General features: G+C 31.1%; 19 protein-coding genes and 4 pseudogenes. 17 read left to right on the top strand and 6 right to left on the bottom strand.

The genetic code is table 11. The annotated features are described in order from the left end of the window. Positions 1-54: 54 nt before the first annotated feature. Positions 55-297 (bottom strand): annotated as a pseudogene (locus B6C99_RS09485) (aldo/keto reductase); the annotation flags it as partial. A gap of 702 nt (positions 298-999) precedes the next feature. On the opposite strand from B6C99_RS09485, the gene B6C99_RS09480 reads away from it, so the two are divergent. Both B6C99_RS09480 and B6C99_RS09475 read left to right on the top strand, forming a co-directional pair. Further along, the gene (locus B6C99_RS09480) at positions 1000-1620 is read left to right on the top strand and encodes a TetR/AcrR family transcriptional regulator (RefSeq protein ID WP_086359606.1); all 621 of its coding nucleotides are present in this window, start codon (positions 1000-1002) and stop codon (positions 1618-1620) included. Between the two features lie 199 nt (positions 1621-1819). Continuing rightward, on the top strand, positions 1820-2815 hold the full coding sequence (locus tag B6C99_RS09475; protein WP_086359605.1) for an MDR family oxidoreductase: 996 nt from the start codon (positions 1820-1822) through the stop codon (positions 2813-2815). A 61-nt stretch (positions 2816-2876) separates the two neighbouring features. On the opposite strand, the gene B6C99_RS09470 is transcribed toward B6C99_RS09475, so the two are convergent. Continuing rightward, positions 2877-4001, bottom strand: coding sequence for a DUF3829 domain-containing protein (locus B6C99_RS09470; RefSeq protein WP_086359604.1), 1125 nt, complete (start codon positions 3999-4001; stop codon positions 2877-2879). A gap of 288 nt (positions 4002-4289) precedes the next feature. Between B6C99_RS09470 and B6C99_RS09465 the strand changes: the two genes are divergently transcribed. From B6C99_RS09465 to ggt, 7 genes and pseudogenes are all read left to right on the top strand, one after another. Further along, a complete protein-coding gene (locus B6C99_RS09465; RefSeq protein ID WP_034882497.1) occupies positions 4290-4517 on the top strand; it encodes a ChaB family protein in 228 nt (75 codons plus the stop codon). 128 nt (positions 4518-4645) lie between these two features. Next, a complete protein-coding gene (locus B6C99_RS09460) occupies positions 4646-4930 on the top strand; it encodes a YciI family protein (RefSeq protein ID WP_086359603.1) in 285 nt (94 codons plus the stop codon). 303 nt (positions 4931-5233) lie between these two features. After that, positions 5234-5767 (top strand): RNA polymerase sigma factor, encoded by a 534-nt coding sequence (locus B6C99_RS09455; protein ID WP_086359602.1) that lies wholly within the window; start codon positions 5234-5236, stop codon positions 5765-5767. A 222-nt stretch (positions 5768-5989) separates the two neighbouring features. After that, the gene (locus B6C99_RS09445) at positions 5990-6316 is read left to right on the top strand and encodes a carboxymuconolactone decarboxylase family protein (protein ID WP_086359600.1); all 327 of its coding nucleotides are present in this window, start codon (positions 5990-5992) and stop codon (positions 6314-6316) included. Between the two features lie 253 nt (positions 6317-6569). Then, positions 6570-7769: pseudogene (locus tag B6C99_RS09440) on the top strand (6-phospho-beta-glucosidase); the annotation flags it as partial. Between the two features lie 2 nt (positions 7770-7771). Continuing rightward, a pseudogene (celB, locus tag B6C99_RS09435) lies at positions 7772-8941 on the top strand (PTS cellobiose transporter subunit IIC); the annotation flags it as partial. Between the two features lie 245 nt (positions 8942-9186). Continuing rightward, positions 9187-10890, top strand: a complete 1704-nt coding sequence (gene ggt / locus B6C99_RS09430; protein ID WP_086359597.1) for a gamma-glutamyltransferase — start codon at positions 9187-9189, stop codon at positions 10888-10890. A 125-nt stretch (positions 10891-11015) separates the two neighbouring features. Here ggt and rplI read toward each other — a convergent pair whose 3' ends face one another. From rplI to rpsF, 4 genes are read right to left on the bottom strand one after another with little or no spacing between them, the layout of a single operon-like run. Further along, complete coding sequence (rplI, locus tag B6C99_RS09425; RefSeq protein ID WP_065579335.1) at positions 11016-11465, bottom strand: 50S ribosomal protein L9; 450 nt, start codon at positions 11463-11465, stop codon at positions 11016-11018. Positions 11466-11487: 22 nt separating this feature from the next. Then, positions 11488-11715, bottom strand: a complete 228-nt coding sequence (rpsR, locus tag B6C99_RS09420) for a 30S ribosomal protein S18 (RefSeq protein WP_025314965.1) — start codon at positions 11713-11715, stop codon at positions 11488-11490. Between the two features lie 4 nt (positions 11716-11719). After that, entirely contained in the window at positions 11720-12031 is a 312-nt protein-coding gene (gene priB, locus B6C99_RS09415) for a primosomal replication protein N (RefSeq protein ID WP_065613412.1), read from the bottom strand. Beyond that, positions 12015-12398: a 30S ribosomal protein S6 gene (gene rpsF, locus B6C99_RS09410; RefSeq protein WP_065579333.1), complete on the bottom strand. Its 384-nt coding sequence runs from the start codon at positions 12396-12398 to the stop codon at positions 12015-12017. Before rpsF ends, priB begins: the two co-directional genes overlap by 17 nt. 370 nt (positions 12399-12768) lie before the next feature. Between rpsF and B6C99_RS09405 the strand changes: the two genes are divergently transcribed. From B6C99_RS09405 to B6C99_RS09370, 8 genes and pseudogenes are all read left to right on the top strand, one after another. After that, the gene (locus tag B6C99_RS09405; RefSeq protein ID WP_065579332.1) at positions 12769-13116 is read left to right on the top strand and encodes an HIT domain-containing protein; all 348 of its coding nucleotides are present in this window, start codon (positions 12769-12771) and stop codon (positions 13114-13116) included. Between the two features lie 5 nt (positions 13117-13121). Continuing rightward, a complete protein-coding gene (locus B6C99_RS09400) occupies positions 13122-13745 on the top strand; it encodes a penicillin-binding protein activator LpoB (RefSeq protein ID WP_086359596.1) in 624 nt (207 codons plus the stop codon). Next, complete coding sequence (gene nagZ / locus B6C99_RS09395) at positions 13745-14791, top strand: beta-N-acetylhexosaminidase (protein ID WP_086359595.1); 1047 nt, start codon at positions 13745-13747, stop codon at positions 14789-14791. Before B6C99_RS09400 ends, nagZ begins: the two co-directional genes overlap by 1 nt. Positions 14792-15143: 352 nt before the next feature. After that, a pseudogene (locus tag B6C99_RS09390) lies at positions 15144-16025 on the top strand (sigma 54-interacting transcriptional regulator); the annotation flags it as partial. A gap of 303 nt (positions 16026-16328) precedes the next feature. Next, positions 16329-17252 (top strand): glycosyltransferase family 2 protein, encoded by a 924-nt coding sequence (locus B6C99_RS09385; RefSeq protein WP_086359593.1) that lies wholly within the window; start codon positions 16329-16331, stop codon positions 17250-17252. Between the two features lie 18 nt (positions 17253-17270). After that, a complete protein-coding gene (locus tag B6C99_RS09380; protein WP_086359592.1) occupies positions 17271-18065 on the top strand; it encodes a glycosyltransferase family 32 protein in 795 nt (264 codons plus the stop codon). A gap of 16 nt (positions 18066-18081) precedes the next feature. Continuing rightward, positions 18082-20247, top strand: a complete 2166-nt coding sequence (locus tag B6C99_RS09375; protein ID WP_086359591.1) for a glycosyltransferase — start codon at positions 18082-18084, stop codon at positions 20245-20247. 147 nt (positions 20248-20394) lie between these two features. Then, the gene (locus B6C99_RS09370; RefSeq protein WP_086359590.1) at positions 20395-21456 is read left to right on the top strand and encodes a glycosyltransferase; all 1062 of its coding nucleotides are present in this window, start codon (positions 20395-20397) and stop codon (positions 21454-21456) included. The last annotated feature ends 94 nt before the right edge of the window (positions 21457-21550 follow it).

The following is a 21550-nucleotide window of genomic DNA, read 5'->3' as shown; positions in this document are numbered from 1 at the left end:
GCTAAATATCGGCTTTTTTGTGACTTTTTTCTACATATAATAAATATTTTAAAACTAAATATTTGGTCGGTGTTGAGTAAACCACTCTACAATGGCCAGATCGCTATGTGAAAAAAACGCACTGGTTGCTGTATCAATTGTGGCAATATTGATCATATCCTTATCTGATAGTTGAAAATCAAATAGATTAAAATTTTCCATCATACGCTCTTTTCTAACTGATTTAGCCAAACAGATAATTTGCCGTTGAATTAACCAACGTAAAATAATTTGACCAACCAATTTATTATATTTTTTTCAATTGTGGTTTTTATACTCAAAAAAAACGTTCCTCAATTTTTTATATAATTGTTTCAATTTATTATCAAATAATCTTAATTATGTTAAGGATATTATTATTCATTCATAAATGAATAGATCCATATAAATAATAGTTATCATAATAATTTTGAAGAGTCTTAAAATTTATCTATGGTGTTTTTTTTGTACCGTATTGTTATATAGGTAAATTCCATGAATCATTAAACCGATTCTTGGTTCGTTTTTATTTTAAAGTAGGACTTATACCACCGATTTTATTAGTTTACTTTTAGGTATTGCTTTAACAGCAATTTCTAAAGAAGTTGCCTTAGATTTGTTTTTTATTGGATAAATATTTATTAATGTATTGAAATCAGTAGCACTAATTTTTGTCATCATTTAAGTTATTTTATTTATTTCAAATCATCAATATAGCAAACCAGCAAATATGAGCGAATTACTTGCGTTTTGTTTAGCTAGTATAATATTGTATTTATTGACGCTATTTCTGAAAAAGTAAAATACAATAATTCCGTTTTATCTCTAAACTGCGAATCTTTACTAATAAGTCTGATAACTATCAGACTTTTTTATTAATTGAGCAACCTGATTAATCGCAAATTATTGCATTTGCTGATTTGACTATTTATCATGACCGAATATTAAATTATTTATATTCAAAAAATATTGTGGAATCTTATGTCAGTTAATATTTCTGCATCAACACTTTCCAAAAAAGGTAATGAGACAAGAGCGGCATTGATCCGTAGTGGGGTAGAGTTGATGACCACTTATGGATATATCTCATCGAATATTGAAAGTATTTTAAAGCAAGTTGGTGTACCTAAAGGGTCATTTTATTATTACTTTAAAAGTAAAGAAGAGTTTGGTAAAACGATTATTGCTAGCTATGACAGTTTTTTTGCTCATAAATTAGATAAACATTTAACTAATGCGTCAATTGAATCCCCCTTAGCGAGAATAACCGCCTTTTATGAAGATGCAAAGAAAGGTATGGCAAAATATGATTATAATCGCGGATGCTTAATTGGTGAATTAATACAAGAGGAATCATTATTACCCGAAGGGTATGCTGTGTTGCTTGAACAGGTCTTACAAAATTGGCAGGCAAAAATTGAAAATTGTCTTTTGCTAGCCAAAAATCTAAATGAAATTAGTTCAGATATAAATTGTAAATTATTAGCAGCGTTCTTTTGGTTAGGGTGGGAAGGTGCTGTAACGCGCAGTAAATTGGTAAAAAAATCTGATCCTTTAGAGTTATTCATAAATACCTTCATCAATATGGTCAGTAAAAAGTAACTATCAATTTAATTTATTTAAATTTTTATTTTTTCATTATTACCTTTAGATTATTTATTGCTTTTAACTAGACGATCGGTCTATAATTTTTAGACCAATCGTCTATTGATAATGATTACATTAGTTAACTGGTATCCTTATCAATTCAGTTAAGTGATCGTTAGTCGGTTAATTATCCATTGAACAATAGGGAATATATATGTCATTTAAGGCTCTTATGTTAGAAAAAGATGAGGTTAATGGGGTATCACATTCATTAAAATCTTTAACTAAACAACAATTATTACAACAACAAGGTGATACTTTAATTCAAATTCAATATTCAAGTATCAATTACAAAGATGCATTAGCATTGACTAATAAAAGTCCTATTGTTAGACAATGGCCAATGGTTCCTGGAATTGACGGAGTAGGTACCGTTATTGAATGTCAAAATGATCGTTATCAAGCCGGCGATTTAGTTATCTTGAATGGTTGGGGATGTGGTGAAACGCATTGGGGATGTTATGCTCAATATGCCTATTTAAAATCGGATTGGTTAATCCCTTTACCCAAAAATCTTACCCCTTATCAATCGATGATTATTGGTACTGCGGGGTATACGGCGGCTTTATGTGTTAAGCGTATTGTTGATTTTGGTGTTAAACCAGAAGATGGCAAAGTTTTAGTTACTGGTGCAACAGGTGGTGTTGGGTCCTTAGCGGTTGGGTTATTGAGTAAATTAGGCTATCAGGTAACCGTTTCTACTGGTAAAGTGACTGATGAAGATTATCTACATAAACTCGGAGCTGTTGAAATTATTAATAGTCAATCATTGAAAGAGCCAAATCGACCATTACAAAAAGAGTTATGGTCAGCAGCCATTGATGTGGTAGGTTCTTACACTTTAGCTAATATTTGTGCTCAAACCCGATATGGTGGCATTGTGACATGTTGTGGTTTGGCGCAAGGTATGGATTTACCTGCAACAGTGGCACCATTTATTTTACGCGGTGTAACACTATCGGGAGTTGATAGTGTGATGGCAAGTTATGATAACCGGGTTGCTGCTTGGCAATTAATAGCACAAAACATGGATGAGCAGCAGTATACTCATATAGCTAAAACCATTACATTAGAACAATGTTTTGAGATAACAAATAAGATGATCGCTGGTGAAATTAAAGGACGCTTTGTGGTTGATGTGAATAAGTAAACTTTGTACTTAAATAAGTAGAATAAATATGCAGCATAGATTAATGCTGCATATTTAATAACTAGTTGGTTGAATTATTGTATAGCTGAATTAAAGAGTTTTCAGTTGTATTTAATGATTTAATTTCTTGATTAATATTTTTATCATCTAACTTGGTTAAAACAAGCTTGATTTGTGTAATCATTTTCGGTAAATAATCAACAAATCCATCAAAGTAAATGCGATTTAAACCTTGCATTTTGATTACCGCGTAATCACCTTTATATTTTTTTAAATTATCAGAAATATCTATAATTTGTTGAATTTTTAGTTCAATAGCTTGTGTATCTAAATTTTTGATATTGTTTTTTTCATCAAACGTACTATTAATTAATCCGACAATTTCTTGTGTTATGTCCATTATTTCCATACAATCATATTGAAGAGTCAATCCTCTTTTCTTAAAATCCAACTTTTGAATATCATGTATTTCATTGTATAATTTATTATAAATAAGTTTAGCTGAGTTTTGTGCTTGTATAAACTCATTATATGAATTAGCTAGTTGGTTAAAAAGTTTTGGTACTTTTTTGTAATCATCTGATTGATATTCATCATTAAGGGCGTATTTTTGAAGTTCATGCAAAGCTAATGCTAATTTGACATAATTTTCAGCAAATTTTTTACCTTCTGTATCTAATTCGAGTAATTGTGGTTCACTTTTTTCTAATTCATCAATTAATAGTTTGTAATTATGTAGTAATTTTTCAGAAGGTAAAGATAAATTCAAAACAAGAGAAAAGTATTTTAAAGGCTCCTTTTTGATTGCTTTCAATGTACATGCCTTATTTTTTTCTCCACAATTTTGAAGAACTTTTTTGGTTTTTTTGTCCAAATCAATTAAAGTTGAAGTATTTTTTACTTTTTTATTTGAAATTTGTCCTAAATAGCCATAATCATAATTAAAAACGGATAGCCAAAGCTTTATTTTCGCGGATTGAGCATATGCTTGACGCGTAGTTTCATCCATTGTTTGTTCTATTGTTTGAGATGGTTCTGGTTCTGGCTCTGGAGCAGGAGTTTGTTCTATTACTGATATGTTGGTTGATTCTACCGGTTGCTTGTCATCTGGTTGTTGTTTAGTTTTATCATCGCAGCTAATTATTAATAAACTAACTATAATTAAAGTGAGTATTTTTGTTGGCATATAATTCTTCTCTTTATTATAAATAATAACATCAATTAGTGGATATTTTTTATGTCTAGTAGTTTATTCAATAATCGATAATAACTCAATTAGTTATTAATTAACCAATTTATAAAACAACTTAATCGCTTTTGTATCAAATTAATGATTATAATAATAGCGATATAATACAAAACTTGTGTTTTCCATAAAATCAGACTAAATTCGATCTAATCCATTTTATAGTAAAGTTCGCAATGACCGTTAGAATTATCCATATTGAATGATTAATTTAAAGGGGAATGTGATATGCCTTATCAAACACGAGATGACCTACCAGAATCAGTGCGACATGTCTTACCTGCTCATGCTCAAGATATTTTTAAAGAGGCTTTTAATAGCGCCATAAAAGAGTATCAAGATCCCAAAAAACGACGCGATAACAGTAATCCGGAACAAGTTGCTTTTCGAGTGGCTTGGGCGGCAGTTGAAAAAGTGTATCGCAAAGGTGAAGATGGTAAATGGGTGACAAAATAGCGCCACAAATAGTAATCAAAGTTTGTTTTAATATGTGATAGTGCTAGTATTAAAAGTATTAGTCACTTAGTCTAAAATCTAAGCCAACATTTAAGGTTGGCTTATTTAGAAAAAAATCAAGGAATGAAATGTTTATTTTTTCTCTTACTTATCTTAAACCTATTAACGAAGTTGAAAAACATTTACCACAACATATCGATTATTTGAATCGTTATTATCAATCAGGTCATTTTATCAGCTCAGGACGTAAAGTACCGCGCATAGGTGGTGTCATTCTTTGTCGTGCTGATAGTCATGACCAAGCCATGTCAATTATTCAGGAAGATCCATTCTATATTCATCAAATTGCCAAATATGAAGTGATTGAGTTTATTCCTACTAAATATGCAGAAGGATTTGATATATTCCTGTAAATAGTAGTTGCAGATTAAAAATTTTATCAATAAAGCGGAAAAATTTAAATTTTGGTTATTTGTCGCTAATTTAGATTTAATTATCAACTAAACATGGTGTTAACCATCACTCGCTAGCAGATTATTGAGTTATTTAATTAATCTGATCATTAAATCCTCACATCAACAAAATTAATAAATTTGTTTGAATCCTTTTTAACTTTTCAAGCCTCTATATAAATATGTGATTCAATAAATAAAATTATCTTAAATTTATTTAAATTTAAGTTTCTGTTTTGAATAGATTAGATAGAGATAAAAAATATGGGCAAAAACAAAGAACAACTAATCAAATTAGCTTGTCAGAGCGATAAACAAGCACTTGAAAAGTTATTGTTGATTTGTCAACCCAATATTAAACGATTCGCGCGACGTACATGCTCAACTTCAGAAGATATTGAGGATGCTGTTCAAATTGCCTTATGGCAGTTATATCGAAAAATAGGAATGTTAAAAACGGTAGCCACTTTTACTAGTTGGTTATTTCGTATTGTCGAACGAGAATGTTATCGATTATTTAGAATTAGGCAAGCGAATAAAATTAATGACGAGTTTCAACTCGATGATTTACCTGCAACATATTCCAATATCGATCTAAAAATTGACTTAATTAATGCAATTACTGCTTTGCCATTAATTTATCGGCAAGTATTTATTTTAAAAGAAGTTGAAGAATATTCATCTCCTGAGGTTGCTGCCAAATTAGGGATCACTATTGAAGCGGTAAAAAGCAGATTACACCGCGCTAGAACAATTATAAAACAACAAATTAAAACACCAAAAATTGCTGATATTTAAAGCATATATAGGAGAGTAATATGTATTGTCATAATTCAATAACGCGACATTTAATAAGAGGTTTAAGAGCACTAATGTTGATTATAGGTGTCTTTGTATTTCAACTATCACTTTTCATTAAACTATTATTTGTTATTTGCGCATTTTTTTTGTTGCGAGGTTGTCCGGTATGCTGGTTTTTAAACTTGATTAATAAACTACAAACTAACAAGGGAGAATAATATGGGGAATTATCAATCAAGAGATGATTTTAAATATCTCACGTCTTTATTGAAGTATGCGCCTAATGAGACACAAGCATTTATTGATTTTGACCATCAAACGATTAAGCGAAGTAATGGAGTTATCCCAACAAAAACAAGAGAGTTAATCGCATTAGCGATAGCACTTACTACGCAATGTGCTTATTGTATTGACGTTCATGTCAAAGGGGCAAAAAAGGCCGGAGCTAGTTCAGAAGAGTTGGCTGAACTGATTGCTATTTCTGCCTCAGTAAGAGCAGGCGCAACCATGGCTCATGGTCTATTAGCTATGCGCTTGTCTGAATAAGCGCATAGTTAATCTATTACTATTAGAATTTTACAAATTGGTAATTAATTAGTTAAAGGATTAATTATCAATTTAACTGTTTTCCAGTTTAATTAATTTTTGCTTTTTCCTCCCTCAATCCTCTCTTTTTTATAAGAAAGATTTCCTTATTATGCCGATTTTTTCCTTATCAATACGGAAAAAGTTGGTTAGAAATTATTCATTTTTCCTTTTATACTAAATTTAAATCGTCAATAAACATAGGTACTTGATTATGAATAATAAAGGTTTACCAACAGGTTTTTTATGGGGAGGAGCAGTTGCCGCTCATCAATTGGAAGGTGGTTGGCAAGCTGGTGGTAAGGGGCCTAGTGTTGCTGATGTGATGACTGTTGGGTCGCCTAAAAGTTATCGAAAAATCACCGAAGGTATTATTCCTGGTGAGTATTACCCTAATCACGAGGCAATCGATTTTTATCACCACTATAAGGATGATATTAAATTGTTCGCTGAAATGGGTTTTAAGTGTTTTCGAACGTCGATTGCTTGGACGCGAATCTTTCCAAAAGGTGATGAACTTGAACCAAATGAAGAAGGGTTGAAGTTTTATGATGATCTTTTTGATGAATGTTTAAAATATAACATTGAGCCAGTTGTTACCCTTTCACACTTTGAGCTACCTTATTATTTAGTTACCGAATATGGTGGCTTCCGTAATCGAAAACTAATTGATTTCTTTGTTCACTTTGCTGCTGTCTGTTTTGATCGTTATAAAAGTAAAGTGAAATATTGGATGACCTTTAATGAGATCAATAACCAAGCTAATTTTAATGAAGATTTTGCACCTTTTACTAACTCAGGTATTTACTATAAACCAGGCGATAACCGTGAAGAAATCATGTATCAAGCTGCGCATTATGAATTAGTAGCTAGCGCAAAAGCGGTTCAAATTGGCCATGCGATTAATCCAGATTTTGAAATTGGATGTATGATTGCTTTAGTGCCAATTTATCCTGAAACTTGCAAACCAAGCGATATTTTAATGGCGCAAAAAGTGATGGAACGTAAGTACTTCTTTACTGATGTGCATGTTCATGGCAAATACCCAAATTACATTCAAAAATATTGGCAACGTAAAAATATCAAACTCGATATTACCCCACAAGACTTAGAAGTATTAACTAAAGGAACGGTTGATTATATTGGATTCAGCTATTACATGTCGAATGTGGTTAGACACAATAAGGGTAATGATCATTATGATTATAATGAAAAAAACGATTTAGTCGGCAACCAATATGTCAAAAAATCCGATTGGGGTTGGCAAATTGACCCTGAAGGCTTGCGTTATACATTAAATTGGCTAACTGATACTTATCGCTTGCCGCTTTTCATTGTTGAAAATGGTTTTGGTGCTTATGACAAAGTTGAAGCAGATGGTAGTGTTCATGATAGTTATCGAATTGAATATCTACCTTAGAAACAGTATTTGAAAATACTATTTTCAAAGTAAGTGATCTTTATATGATAGCAAATACAGCAACAATGGGGATATTAGCACTCTATTTTAATATTGTTGTTGGTTATGAATTAACTAAAATTGAAGAAGAAACTGGTTTAAAAGTAAATGCACTTAATGGTGCTATGTTATCGGTATTTGCTTTTGTTATGACTCTACCAGAATTGGTGATGCAAAGCGGTGCAATGGTTTTACTTAATGACCAAAGTGAATTAGTTTTTAACGGATTACGTTTAAAACCGTTTGTTTTCCGATTAGGAACTTCTGGTATATTCATTGGTATTATGATGGCCATTGTGGCAACTCAACTTTATTTTCTTTGTGTACGCCGTAATTGGGTAGTTAAAATGCCTGAAACTGTGCCATTAGGTGTTTCACGCTCATTTACTGCATTAATACCTACCTTTGTTATCGCTTTCACAATTATCATTCTAAATGGGATTTTAGTCTATTTTGGTACCGACATTTTTGATATTATTGGTGTTCCGTTTACCTTTGTAACCAATTTAACTAAAAGTTGGTTTGGTATCATGGTGATTCTCTTTTTAATTCATGCACTTTGGGTGGTAGGTATTCATGGTGCAAGTATCATTGGGGCATTCATTACGCCTATAATGCTTAGTAATATGAATGAAAACGTTGGTGGCGCCCATATCCCATTTGCTGGTGAGTTCAATAATTCATTGGTAATTTTAGGTGGTTCAGGTTCAACGTTACTTATGACTTTCTTTATTGCTTTTTGTGCTAAATCGAGTCAATTAAAAATTTTGGGTCGAGCATCAGCTGTACCCGCAATCTTTAATATTAATGAGCCAATTATCTTTGGTATGCCGATAGTTTATAATCCATATCTTGCTTTACCATTCCTATTAGCGCCAATGGCATGTGGTACTTTAGGTTATTTTGCGATTAGTAGTGGGTTTATGAACCCAATTATTGCATTAATACCATGGCCATCACCAATGGGATTAGGGGCGTTTATTGGTACTGGTGGGGACTATCGGGCTATGTTTGTTGCGATACTTTCAGCAATTTTAGCGTTAGTAATTTACCTACCTTTTGTCAAAATGTACGACAACAAACTGTATAAAGAAGAACAAGTTAAATTTGACAATCAAGTAGCTTAATTTATTTCTTCACAGATTAAAGCACGCAATTAACTCAATTTCGTGCTTTTTTGCTTTGTAATATACTCAATTATAATCATCACTAAACTGATATTAGTTTTTTTAATGGCCAATCTCTGATCGATACTGCTATTTTCTATGCTATATTTAAAATTCCTTCTTGATCAAATAATGAATAAAAATCTGAATTTTTTATCAATATTAGAATAGAAGGGAATAATTATTTTTTAATAAGGAGATGTGAAATGTACTATATTAAACACAAGTTAAGAAAGTATTGTTGCATTATCTTTCTTCTATCAATAAGTCAATATGTAGCAGCTATAGAAAATATAAAACAGAAGTTTGAAGCTGGTGCCGTGGCTTCTCCCGATTATTATGGTGCCATCGCCGCAGAAGAGATCTTAAAAAAGGGTGGTAATGCTGTTGATGCCGGTGTCGCTACTGCATTTGCTTTAGCTGTAACGTATCCAGAGGCGGGCAATATCGGTGGTGGCGGATTTATGACCGTTTGGATGGAAGGAAAACCTTATTTTATCGATTATCGAGAGACAGCACCTAATCAAGCCTCTAGAGATATGTTTCTTGATAAACAGAAAAATGTAGTAGCTGATTTAAGCTTATATTCGCATAAAGCATCAGGTGTTCCAGGAACTGTAGCTGGTATGTGGGCGGTTCATCAGCGATTTGGCAAACTTAGTTGGCAAGAAGTGATAGCACCAGCTATTCGGTTTGCAAACCAAGGTTTTACGGTAGATAAACAGCTGATTACACGTTATCAGGAAGTACAGGATTTGGCACCGACCAATGGACATTTTAAACAGTACTTTGGTGCTATGCAGGAAGGAAAAAATTTCAAACAACCTGAATTAGGTGCTGTGTTAACTCGTATCGCAACGGACGGTGCTGATGAATTTTACCGAGGTAAAACAGCCCAATTAATTGCACAAGAAATGGCAAAAAATGATGGTTTAATCACACAAAATGATTTAGCCAATTATCAAGCTAAATGGCGTGAGCCTATCATCGGCAATTGGCATGATATGCAAGTGATAACGGCACCACCGCCAAGTTCAGGTGGTGTTGGGTTGATTCAATTATTATTAATGAAACAAAAATTAGCTGATGATTTCAAAAATGTTAAAGTAAACTCTGCTCAGTATGTCCACTTATTAGCAGAGATCGAAAAACGTGTCTTTGCTGACCGCGCTGAATACATGGGTGATCCTGATTTTGTTAGTGTGCCAGTTGCTAAATTAATTGATGATAGTTATTTAGCTAATCGGGCTAAATCTATTAATGCCAATGCGGTTTCAATTACTGAGCAAGTAAAACCTGGACTAGATAATAATCATGAAAAATTGCAAACTACTCATTTTTCAGTTGTAGACAAATGGGGAAATGCTGTTTCTAATACATACACTTTAAATGGTTGGTTTGGATCTGCTGTAGTTGTAGAGGGAACCGGTATTGTATTAAACAATGAAATGGATGATTTTAGTAGTAAGCCTGGTATTGCCAATCAATTTGGTGTTGTAGGTAAAGATGCTAATGCAATAGAGCCAAATAAACGTCCACTATCATCTATGTCACCTAGTATTTTAGTTAAAGATAATGAAGTGGTTATGGTTATTGGTACCCCTGGTGGTTCGAGAATATTCACATCTATTTTTCAAGTTGTGACAAATGTTTTTGATAATAACATGACATTAAAATCGGCTATGGATGCGCCACGTTACCACCATCAATTATTACCAAGTAATGTGATTTTTATCGAGCCTTTTCAGACTGAAGTACCAATTGATTTCAAAAATCAACTTGAGAAAATGGGATACCAATTTGAAAAACAAGATTTTAACGGTGACATTCAAGCGATTAGAATTATTAATAATAAACCTGAACCCGTATCTGATTTACGCGGCAGAGGAACGTCGATTATCGTTAAATAATCGAGTGAATATTACTTCATAACGAAATATAAAATATTCAATTTTGACTTTATTTATCTAATAGCTAAATAATATGAAAAAACCCGTTTAATTAAACGGGTTTTTTATTGCTATTTATTTGATGATTATTCAGGAATAATATCAACAATAACTTTTGCAAAAGCTTCGCTGTGTACTTGGAATAACACTTCGTGTTCACCAGTAGTACGCAATACACCATTTGGTAAACGAACTTCGCTTTTTGATACTTGAATACCACGAGCTTTAACTGCATCAGCGATATCACGAGTACCAATTGAACCAAATAAACGACCTTCATCACCTGCTTTAGAAGTAATAGTTACTTTACCTAAAGCATTGATTTCAGCAACGCGTTGTTCAGCTGCTTTTAATGTTTCAGCTAATTTTGCTTCTAATTCAGCACGACGAGCTTCGAAGAATTCAATATTCTTTTTAGTTGCTGGTACTGCTTTACCTTGTGGAATCAAAAAGTTACGAGCGTAACCCGCTTTAACATTAACTTGATCACCTAAGCTGCCTAAATTAGCAACTTTATCGAGTAGAATAATTTGCATTATATGTTCCCTCTGTTGCTAATTACTGATGATTGTCAGTATATGGTAATAATGCCAAGTAACGAGCGCGTTTGATAGCGCGAGCTAGTTGACGTTGATATTTTGCGCTAGTACCAGTAATACGGCTAGGTACGATTTTACCACTTTCTGTGATATAGCTTTTTAATAAAGAAACATCTTTATAATCAATTTCTTTAACGCCTTCTGCTGTAAAACGGCAGAATTTGCGACGACGGAAGTAACGTGCCATTTGGCTATTCTCCTAATAGTTTAACTTGGTCAGCATGTAAAACTATTTGACTGGTTTTATCTCGTTTAGTATGTGTACTAATAAAGCCACTTACCAAAACTTTGCTGCCTTTTTTAATACTGTAACTTAACTCTTGTTGTCCACTGACAATAACGGGCATTATGCACCATGCTTGTCTTGGGAGTCCTGCTTCAATTTGTTCAGAAACATGTTCTAAATAAAACTGACAGTGTGATATCCCACTTGGACTCATTTTTTTAATCGGGGTTTTGGTAACCAATCCCGATAAAACTAAACGATTATTCTTCCGAATCATCGTCCATGTTTGCATCGCTAAAATCTTCTTCAGAACTACGACGTTCATCTTTAGCTTTTAGCATTGGTGATGTTTCAGTTACAGAATGTTTAGTACGCATAATTAAACTGCGAATTACTGCATCATTAAAACGGAAGTTATCTTCAAGCTCATTTACTGCTTCTTGAGTAGCTTCAACATTCATTAACACATAATGTGCTTTATGCAATTTTTCGATAGGATATGCTAATTGACGACGACCCCAATCTTCTAAACGATGGATTTTGCCACCATCAGTGGTTAATGTACCAGTATAACGTTCGATCATACCAGGTACTTGTTCACTTTGATCTGGGTGAACCATAAATACAATTTCGTAATGACGCATTATCGCTCCCTACGGATTAATCAGCTTTCTGTCGGGGGCAACCGCAACCCATTGAAAGCAAGGAACATGAAAATTAAGCGGTTGAAATCGACGGCGCATTATATATCAAAATAATTACTTTAACAAATGAATAAATATTAAAAGTGTTATTCGTTTTTTATAATAAAAATAATCTGTTAATCATAACTAAAAATTTTAACTAAAAATCGATTATAAATAGAATAAAAAAACTTTTCGGCAAAGTTTTTACTTGAATAAGTGAATTAGGTGTAAAAATGTAACGATATCTATACATCTTTGTTATTAAAATATGTTATTCTTTATAAAATAAAAGTTTAATGTTAATAGCTATTTTTAAAGGAGTGCTTATATGGCTGAAGAAACCATTTTTAGTAAAATAATTCGCCGTGAAATTCCTGCTGATATTGTTTTTCAAGATGATCAGGTCACTGCCTTTCGGGATATTTCTCCTCAAGCCCCTACACATATTTTAATTATTCCCAATAAATTGATCCCAACCGTAAATCATATTGCAGAGTCTGATGAAGCTCTGCTTGGTCATATGATGGTTGTTGCGGCTAAAATTGCCAAGCAAGAAGGGATTGATGAAAGTGGTTATCGTTTAATAATGAATTGTAATAAAGATGCAGGACAAGAAGTCTTTCATATTCACATGCATTTATTAGGTGGTAAAAATTTAGGGCGATTAATAGGTTAACTTATATGAAACAGTTTAAACGTATCGTTGGAATGGGCATGCTTGCTTTTAGTTTAGCTGGATGTCAACTTCTTGGTTATAATCAAAAAACTGAAGTCAATCCGCCAGTAGAAATCCCCGATAACACTGGAGTGGTAGATACTCCGCCACAGATAGTTAAAACAACTGATTGGAATGATATATTATCTCCAGTTGTTAATAAAATATTGCAATCTTCATCAGCAATTGAAGGTAATAAACTGTTGTTAATTAGTGATATCCAAAATCGTAGTGGTGATTATTTAGCAACAAATCAGATTGATACAACGTTACATAATATACTGAATAAGCAAAGCATTTTCTCTGTGGCTGATAGACAATCGATCAGTCAAGCTAAACAAGCGTTAGGTATTTCTGTTGATGATAAACTTGTTTCTCGTAGCAAAATGATCGGTTTGGCTAAGTCAATAAATGCAGGCTATGTGCTTTTTACCACACTTTATAAGTTACCAACCGAAAATGAAGATGCCAATTTATCTATGGAGTTACTTTCAACCCAAACGGGTGAAATTTTACAACGTGTAACAACAAAAGATATCCAATCCAAAAATTCTGCTAATCCTGATAATGCTCAAGGAGCTGCTGAATAATGGGTCCTTTATTGATCGATGTACCAAGTACATCATTAACTAATGATGATATGGCGCTTTTAAAAAATCCAATGGTAGCAGGGATTATTTTATTTAGTCGTAATTATCAGTCACCTGAGCAATTGACTGACTTGATAAAGCAAATTCGTTCGGCGACATCAGAACGTTTATTAATTTCGGTTGATCATGAAGGTGGTCGAGTTCAACGTTTCAAACAAGGTTTTACTCTTATTCCTCCTGCGCAATCTTTTGCTTTGCTTAATGATTTAGAAAAAGCGAAATCATTAGCATTTGACGCTGGTTGGTTACTAGCGATGGAATTGATTGCCTACGACATTGATTTAAGTTATGCGCCTGTACTTGATTTAGGTCATGATTGTTTAGCCATTGGTAGTCGGTCATTTCATCAAGATAGTTATATTGCTTATCAAATTGCATCGTCAATGATTGATGGTATGCATTCGGCAGGCATGAAAACAACTGGTAAACATTTTCCTGGTCATGGTCATGTTATTGCTGATTCTCATAAAGAAACACCAATTGATTATCGTTCGAAAGAACTCATTAAAAATGATATGCAGATTTTTGCTAAATTAATCGCTGAAAAGAAACTTGATGCCATTATGCCTGCTCATGTTATTTATCCTGAATTTAATGATAAACCTGCCAGCGGGTCAGCGTTTTGGCTAAAAACAGTGTTACGTGAAAAGTTACATTTTGATGGTGTTATATTTTCTGATGATTTATCGATGGAAGGTGCATCTGTTTTGGGTGATCACGCTGAACGAGCTAAAGCAGCGCTTAATGCTGGTTGTGATTTATTATTGGCTTGTAATAATCGAAATGGCACATTAGCTATTTTAGATGCATTAATTCGTTTAAATGAAAAACAGCCGTTATTAACCAATAAAGCAAGACTACTATTAACTAATACCAAAGTAAATTATGCCGATTTGATAAAGAGTCATGATTGGCAGAATCGTCATCAAAATTTAATGAAGTTGAATGAAAAGTGGGAGCATTATAATGCAAGCAGCCATCATTAAAATCGACAATAATACACAATTAGTTGCTTATAATGATGCAGCAAAAGCATTATTTTCTAGTAATTTATTAAGCTTAGATCAGCCATTTGATTATCGAAATGCATTTAATTTAGATGCAACATTCGATTTATCCGAACATGATGATACGATTATTGTATTGAACTCGCAGTATTTTTTATTGCAAAAAATTAATGAATCATCCCTTATTACCTTTGTTTTGCAACCAGTTGAATATCTAAAAAAACGGTTATCAAAAATTAATGTTGTTGGACATCATGCTTTTGATATTTTTGCTGTTAAAAGCCAACCAATGCAAAAATTAATTGCTCAAGCTAAAGCTTTTTCAATGCAAAGGGAGCCACTATTGATTACCGGTGAAACTGGCACCGGTAAAGATTTATTGGCTAGTGCATGTCATCAATATAGCCCTAGGGGGGATCAAACCTTTTTAGGTCTTAATTGTGCTGCTATGCCTGATGATGTTGTTGAAAGTGAGCTTTATGGCCATGCCGCAGGGGCTTATCCAGGAGCACTAGAGAGCAAAAAAGGTTTTTTTGAGCAGGCTAATGGTGGTTCTGTATTACTTGATGGCATTGATGAAATGTCATTCCAAATGCAAACCAAATTATTGCGTTTTATTAATGATGGCTTTTTTAGACGAGTCGGCGATGATAACGAAGTTTATGTTGATGTTAGAATCATCTGTGCAACTAAAGTTGATTTAGCTGAATTGGTGGAACAAGGAAAGTTTAGGAAAGATCTTTATTATCGCTTGAATGTGTTGTCCTTAAATTTACCTTCACTACAAGAGCGTCAGGAAGATATTGCACCGCTTACACAAATTTTTATTGATGAATTTGCTAATAAACAAGGCATTACACCGCCAACAGTTAATCAAGATGTGATTCCTTATTTAGCTCAATACTCATGGCCAGGTAATGTAAGACAGCTTAAAAATGTACTTTATTCAGCATTGGCTCAGTTAACATCTCCACAATTGACGGTAAAAAACATTGTTTTACCAGCAATAACTTCAACTCAGATCTCATTGATTAGGGATATTGACAATAAAACGCTAGATGAAATGACTAAAAACTATGAAAAAGAAGTCCTAAAAAGTCTCTATGTCAAATATCCAAGCTCAAGAAAACTTGCCAAAAGATTAGGGGTATCCCACACCGCAATTGCTAATAAGCTTAGAGATTATGGAATAAGAGAGGAAGATTTTTGTTAAAATAAAAAATGTTTGGAATATATTTCATTTTTCAATTATTCTATAGTTTATAGTAGAATCGTATTGGTAAATTTCTATATGTTATTCTTCATATAGTTGATTGATCATATTGTAATATATTTACTATCCATAACACATTGAGGTTAAACAACTATATTATTGACTCGATATGAGGGTTGTTTATAAAATAGAGTATGCTTATGCGACTCAATTAAACATTTTCTTTTTTATACCTTATTTTTTTCTTTTGTATTTTTCAGTAGTTGGCAATTAGTTTTCGGCTTTATCTAGCTAGGATTAGATATGAAATTACTTTCAGTTGTTTTACCCATGTATAATTCTGAGAAATATGCTGATGTTTGTATCAAGAACATCCTTTCTCAATCATTTAAAGATTATGAGTTGATAATTATTGATGATGGAAGTTCCGATTCTACAGGTTTGATTTGTGAACAATATAAGTATGATTCCAGAGTAAAATATTTTTATCAACCAAATGGTGGATCCCATAAAGCAAGGAATTTAGGTATCAAAAAATCAACGGGTGAATTGATCACATTTGTTGATTCAGATGATATTATTCCTAGTAATTATTTCGAAGTTTTGGTAAATTTATATAAAAATGACATAGATTGTGTATTTTGTGATATTTATCATCAAAAACATGAAGGATTGGTTAAAAATTTCTTTTTTAACAAAGAGTTTGTATCACTAGATACAAGGAAGAAGATAACTTATATGTTAAGTGATGATTCTTTCCCTGCCCCTTATGCAAAATTGTTTAATTTAAGTAAAATAAGAAATCTTGGTCATCAGTTTCTGGAGTGTGATAATTATTTTGGTTTTGCTGAAGACTTTTATTTCAATTCAATATATTTAATTAATTCGGAAAAATTGCTTTATACAAATAGAACCTACTATATTTATAATAAACTTAACGAAAATTCTCAATGTAATAACCCATCCTTAGATGTACAAAGACGAAATAATGTCGATAGGGCTATAGTTATTTATTCAATATTGCAATATATGTTTCAAAATAAGTTAAACATAAACAAATATAATGCTATTTTCTACATGATAAGAAAACATTTGGATTGGGGAGGGAGTGTTACTAAAGATACACTATTAAATTTACTTAGACACTCAAATTTACCGAAATCTTATATGAAAAAAGTATTTTCTTTTTCTTTGGGTATTTATTTATTCGATTTTTTTAATAAATGATGGAGATTTTTATTAATTATGATTCCTAAAATAATACATTACTGTTGGTTCGGTAATAATCCTAAGCCAAAAAAAGTTTTAGATAATATCCAAGATTGGAAAAAGAAACTTCCTGATTATAAGTTTGTAGAGTGGAATGATAGCCATCTTAATTTAACAAATAATCAGTACGTCAAAGAGGCATATCAAGCTAGGAAATTTGCATTTGTTTCTGACTTTTTTAGGGTTTATGCCTTATTTAATGAAGGAGGAATTTATTTAGATACAGATATAACTCTGTCTAAATCTTTTGATCCTTTTCTCAATTTGGATTTTTTTTCATGTTATGAAAACTGGAGAGAAATAATCCATCCTATCTCAACAGCTACTTTAGGGGCAGCTAAAAGTAATCTCTTTATTAAAGAAATATTAGATTCTTATGAAAATAATAAGTTTATTATAAATGGAGAACCAGATGTAACAACCAATGTTGAAAGAATAACCACCTTATTAAAAAATAAAAAATTAGTAGCTGAGCCATATAATAAATTTGATACTTTAAAAATTTCGTCAAAAGAAGTCATTTTTCCTTCCCATTATTTTTGCGAAAAAATTGAAGGTTATGATAATTATTGTGTTCATGAATTTTATGCCTCTTGGAAAGATGATAGTAACGATGAAATTATCCATACAGAGCAAGAACAACCTTATAAAGTCAAATTTAAGTTAAATAAGAAAGTTGTATTTGTTAAATTAAAGCAAGAAACGATACCAAATAGAATATTGGCTTCGTTTTCATTTAAGAAAAAAAAATATGCATTTATCACTATCTAAATAGGAATATTTAATCGTGCAACCAAAAATAACTGTTGTAGTACCTGTTTATAATACAGAAAAATATTTAAGAAAATGTTTGGATAGCCTTGTTAACCAAACTTTTAAAGATATTGAAATTCTCTGTATAAATGATGGTTCGAAAGATAACTCACATATTATTTTAAACGAATATGCTAAAAAAGATCCTAGAATAAAAATCTTTAATAAAGTTAACGGTGGACTGTCATCTGCAAGAAATATGGGTATTGAAAATGCTAGAGGTGAATATATAACTTTTCTTGACTCAGATGATTATGTTGAAAATAATGCTTACGAATTGGCGTTATCAAGATTTGTTAATGATAAAGTTGATTTAGTACATTTTTCAACAAATTTAGTTATGGAAGAAAATGATTGTGAACGTTACAATCAAGATTATTTTCAACACAAATTTCGTGGATTAGTAAAATTAACTAGCTATGTTATTAACTATTTAGATGTTTGTGCTTGGAATAAAATATATAAGCTTTCAATTATTAACAATTATGGTATAAGATTCCCAGAAGGTAAACTTTATGAAGATAATCCTTTTTTCTGGTCATATGCATTGGTGTGTGACTATGCTTATTTTATGCCAGAAAGATTGCATAACTATTTAAGTAGAAAAAATTCAATTATGAATTTAACGATGAAAGTTCAAAAAACTAAAGTTAATGAGCTATCTCATGAATATGACAGATTATTATGTTTTGAAGAGTTTTTATCTTTTATTTTTAAATGGAATTTGTTTTATAAAGTAGCTTTAACTTTAGAAAAATATTTTGAAAAAGTTTTTAGAGATGAAATTAACCATGCATCGAAAAAAAACGTAAAAAACATTCTGGAAAAATCAACTGATATCATAAATAAGTTTTCTTTAAACAAATTATTTCCTTTAAATCGTCTTTTTAGAACATTATCTAAACAAAAATATTATAAAATTGAGTACATTGAGTTTATAACGAGAAAGCAGAGAATATTTGGTTTATATCGTTCACCATATCGTACTACTTTTTGTTTATTAGGAATAAAAGTTAAAAAAAGAATAACTAAAAATAAATTAGATAAACTTGCTATAGATACAAATAACAAATTTAATTATCTATATGATGAGTTATCTCAATTACGACAGATTATTGTTTCAAATGTTTCAAAACAGAAAAAAGAGAGATTTCTACCTAATAAAAATAATTTAATATTTTATAACCAAATTAACCTAAATGATTTTAGATATTATTTTGAAAATTTATCAATCGTAGCAAATTTAACAAATAACTTAGATGATTCTAATTCGGTATTTTCATTTGAGCATCAGAACGTTTCTGAAATAATGAAACTAGCAGAGGAACAAAACAAACTATTTTATTATATTTTTACAGGGTTTATAAGTAATGTAATACCGCCTTATGGAACAGCAATGCCAATATTTTGCTCATGTATTTCATTTGTGGTTGATTCTCAAGGTTATTATAATGATGGTAATGTAGCAACAGATCTTGAAAACTTATTGAATACAGTTCAACTAGATAAAAACCAGTTATTAAGATCCAAAAATGTTATCAGTGAAATCGTTAACAATAAACTATCTAAATATAATAATTATAATAGTAATTTCAATAATTATAGAGAAGATAATAAGAAAAATGTTCTTGTTGTTCAATCAGATTGGGAAATTTATAAAAAGCACTATGAAATAAATTATAATTTTGAAGATATGCTAATTGAAGCTATTTGCAATAATCCAAACGGGAACATAGTCATTAAATTTTCCTATAAGTGTTGTGAAGGACAACTTAAACGTTACAAAAGTATCTTGGCAAACTTAGATGGTAATTTATCTATTAAATATGTAGAAGATAATATTAACCCGTTTGATTTAATTAACCAAATGGATGAAGTGTATGTACATAATGATATGATAGGTTTAGAAGCATTAATGTGTGGTAAACCTGTTTATGTTTATGGTATACCTTTTTATGCCGGATGGGGGCTGACAATTGATAAAATACCACTTCCACGGAGAAAAAGGAAATTATCTTTAGAAGAATTATTTTATATTTCTTATATTGACTATTGTTTTTATCTTAACCCTGAAAATAAGACTATCTGTGAAATTGAAGAAGCTCTAAATTATTTACTTAAAATTAAAAAGTATTTATAAATAGCTCAAGTGAAATCTCATAGTTATTTTTTTACCTTTAAGTATATTAATAATTCATAAGAATTAACTTTTTATTTTTTGTATTTATATAATTAATATAAGATGAAATAAAAAATATTTTACTTAAAAAATTTTAATAAAACTCACATGAATATTTTACCAATTTTATCAATAATAGTTTCTGTATATAATACAGAAAAATATTTAATAAAATGTTTAGATAGTTTAATCAATCAAACTTTTAAGAATATTGAAATTATTTGTGTTAATGATGGATCAACTGATGGTTCTCTAAAAATATTAGAAAAGTATCAAAAAATTGATAATCGAATCAAAATTATCAGTAAAATAAATGGAGGCGTGTCTTCAGCCCGAAACATAGGAATCGGACAAGCTAAAGGGGAATATATTACTTTTGTTGATTCAGATGATTTTATAGAATCAGATACATATGAGAAAGCAATCGATCAATTTAATAAACCTGAAGTTGATCTAGTTTACTTTTCGACTAATCTTATAGTTGAAAACAAACTTAGTCGAATCCAAGACGAACGCTATTTTGAACATAAATATAAAGGTTTTATTAAATTATCTAATGATGTCATGACGAAGATGGATGTATGTGCATGGAATAAAGTTTATAAACTTTCAATCATTAGGCAATACAACATTCTTTTTCCGGAAGGCCTTAGGCATGAAGATAACCCTTTTTTCTGGTCTTATGGATTGTTATGTGATGAAGTGTGTTTTATTAATGATAAATTTTATAATTATCTTATAAGAGATGGTTCTATTATGAGTTATAAAAAAAGAAATCAGAAAAATAGTATAATTTCTCATGAATTGGATTCATTATTGTGTTTCGATTATTTACTGCAATTTGTATTTCGATGGCAGTTACTTGATAAGTTTAGACCAGTTTTAGTTGATTTATTAAAAGATAAATTGTTAGAGTCCATGCGCTGTTTACCTAAAAAGGATAGAATATTAGCTTTAAATGAAGCAACTCAAATTGTTAAGCTATTTGATTTAACATCTCACTTTCCTAATAATAAATTCCTACATTCAATAGCTAATAAAAACTATTACAAAATAGGAAAGATAAATCAATTATTTTTGAACAAAAGACAACGCTTGATTGGAGTTTGGGACGCTGATAAATTTTACATTTTATGTTTTTTAGGTATTAAGATTAAAGTAAAAAAATAAATATATCATTTAATATATATTAATATTTTATGATGAATTATTCCTTAATCATAACACAATTAAATTAACGAGAAAGTCTTATATAGTGTATAAT

It is taken from the genome of Gilliamella sp. N-G2 (assembly GCF_002142215.1).
In the GTDB taxonomy this organism is placed as follows: Bacteria; Pseudomonadota; Gammaproteobacteria; order Enterobacterales; family Orbaceae; genus Gilliamella.
This window is presented reverse-complemented; position numbering and strand designations above follow the sequence as displayed.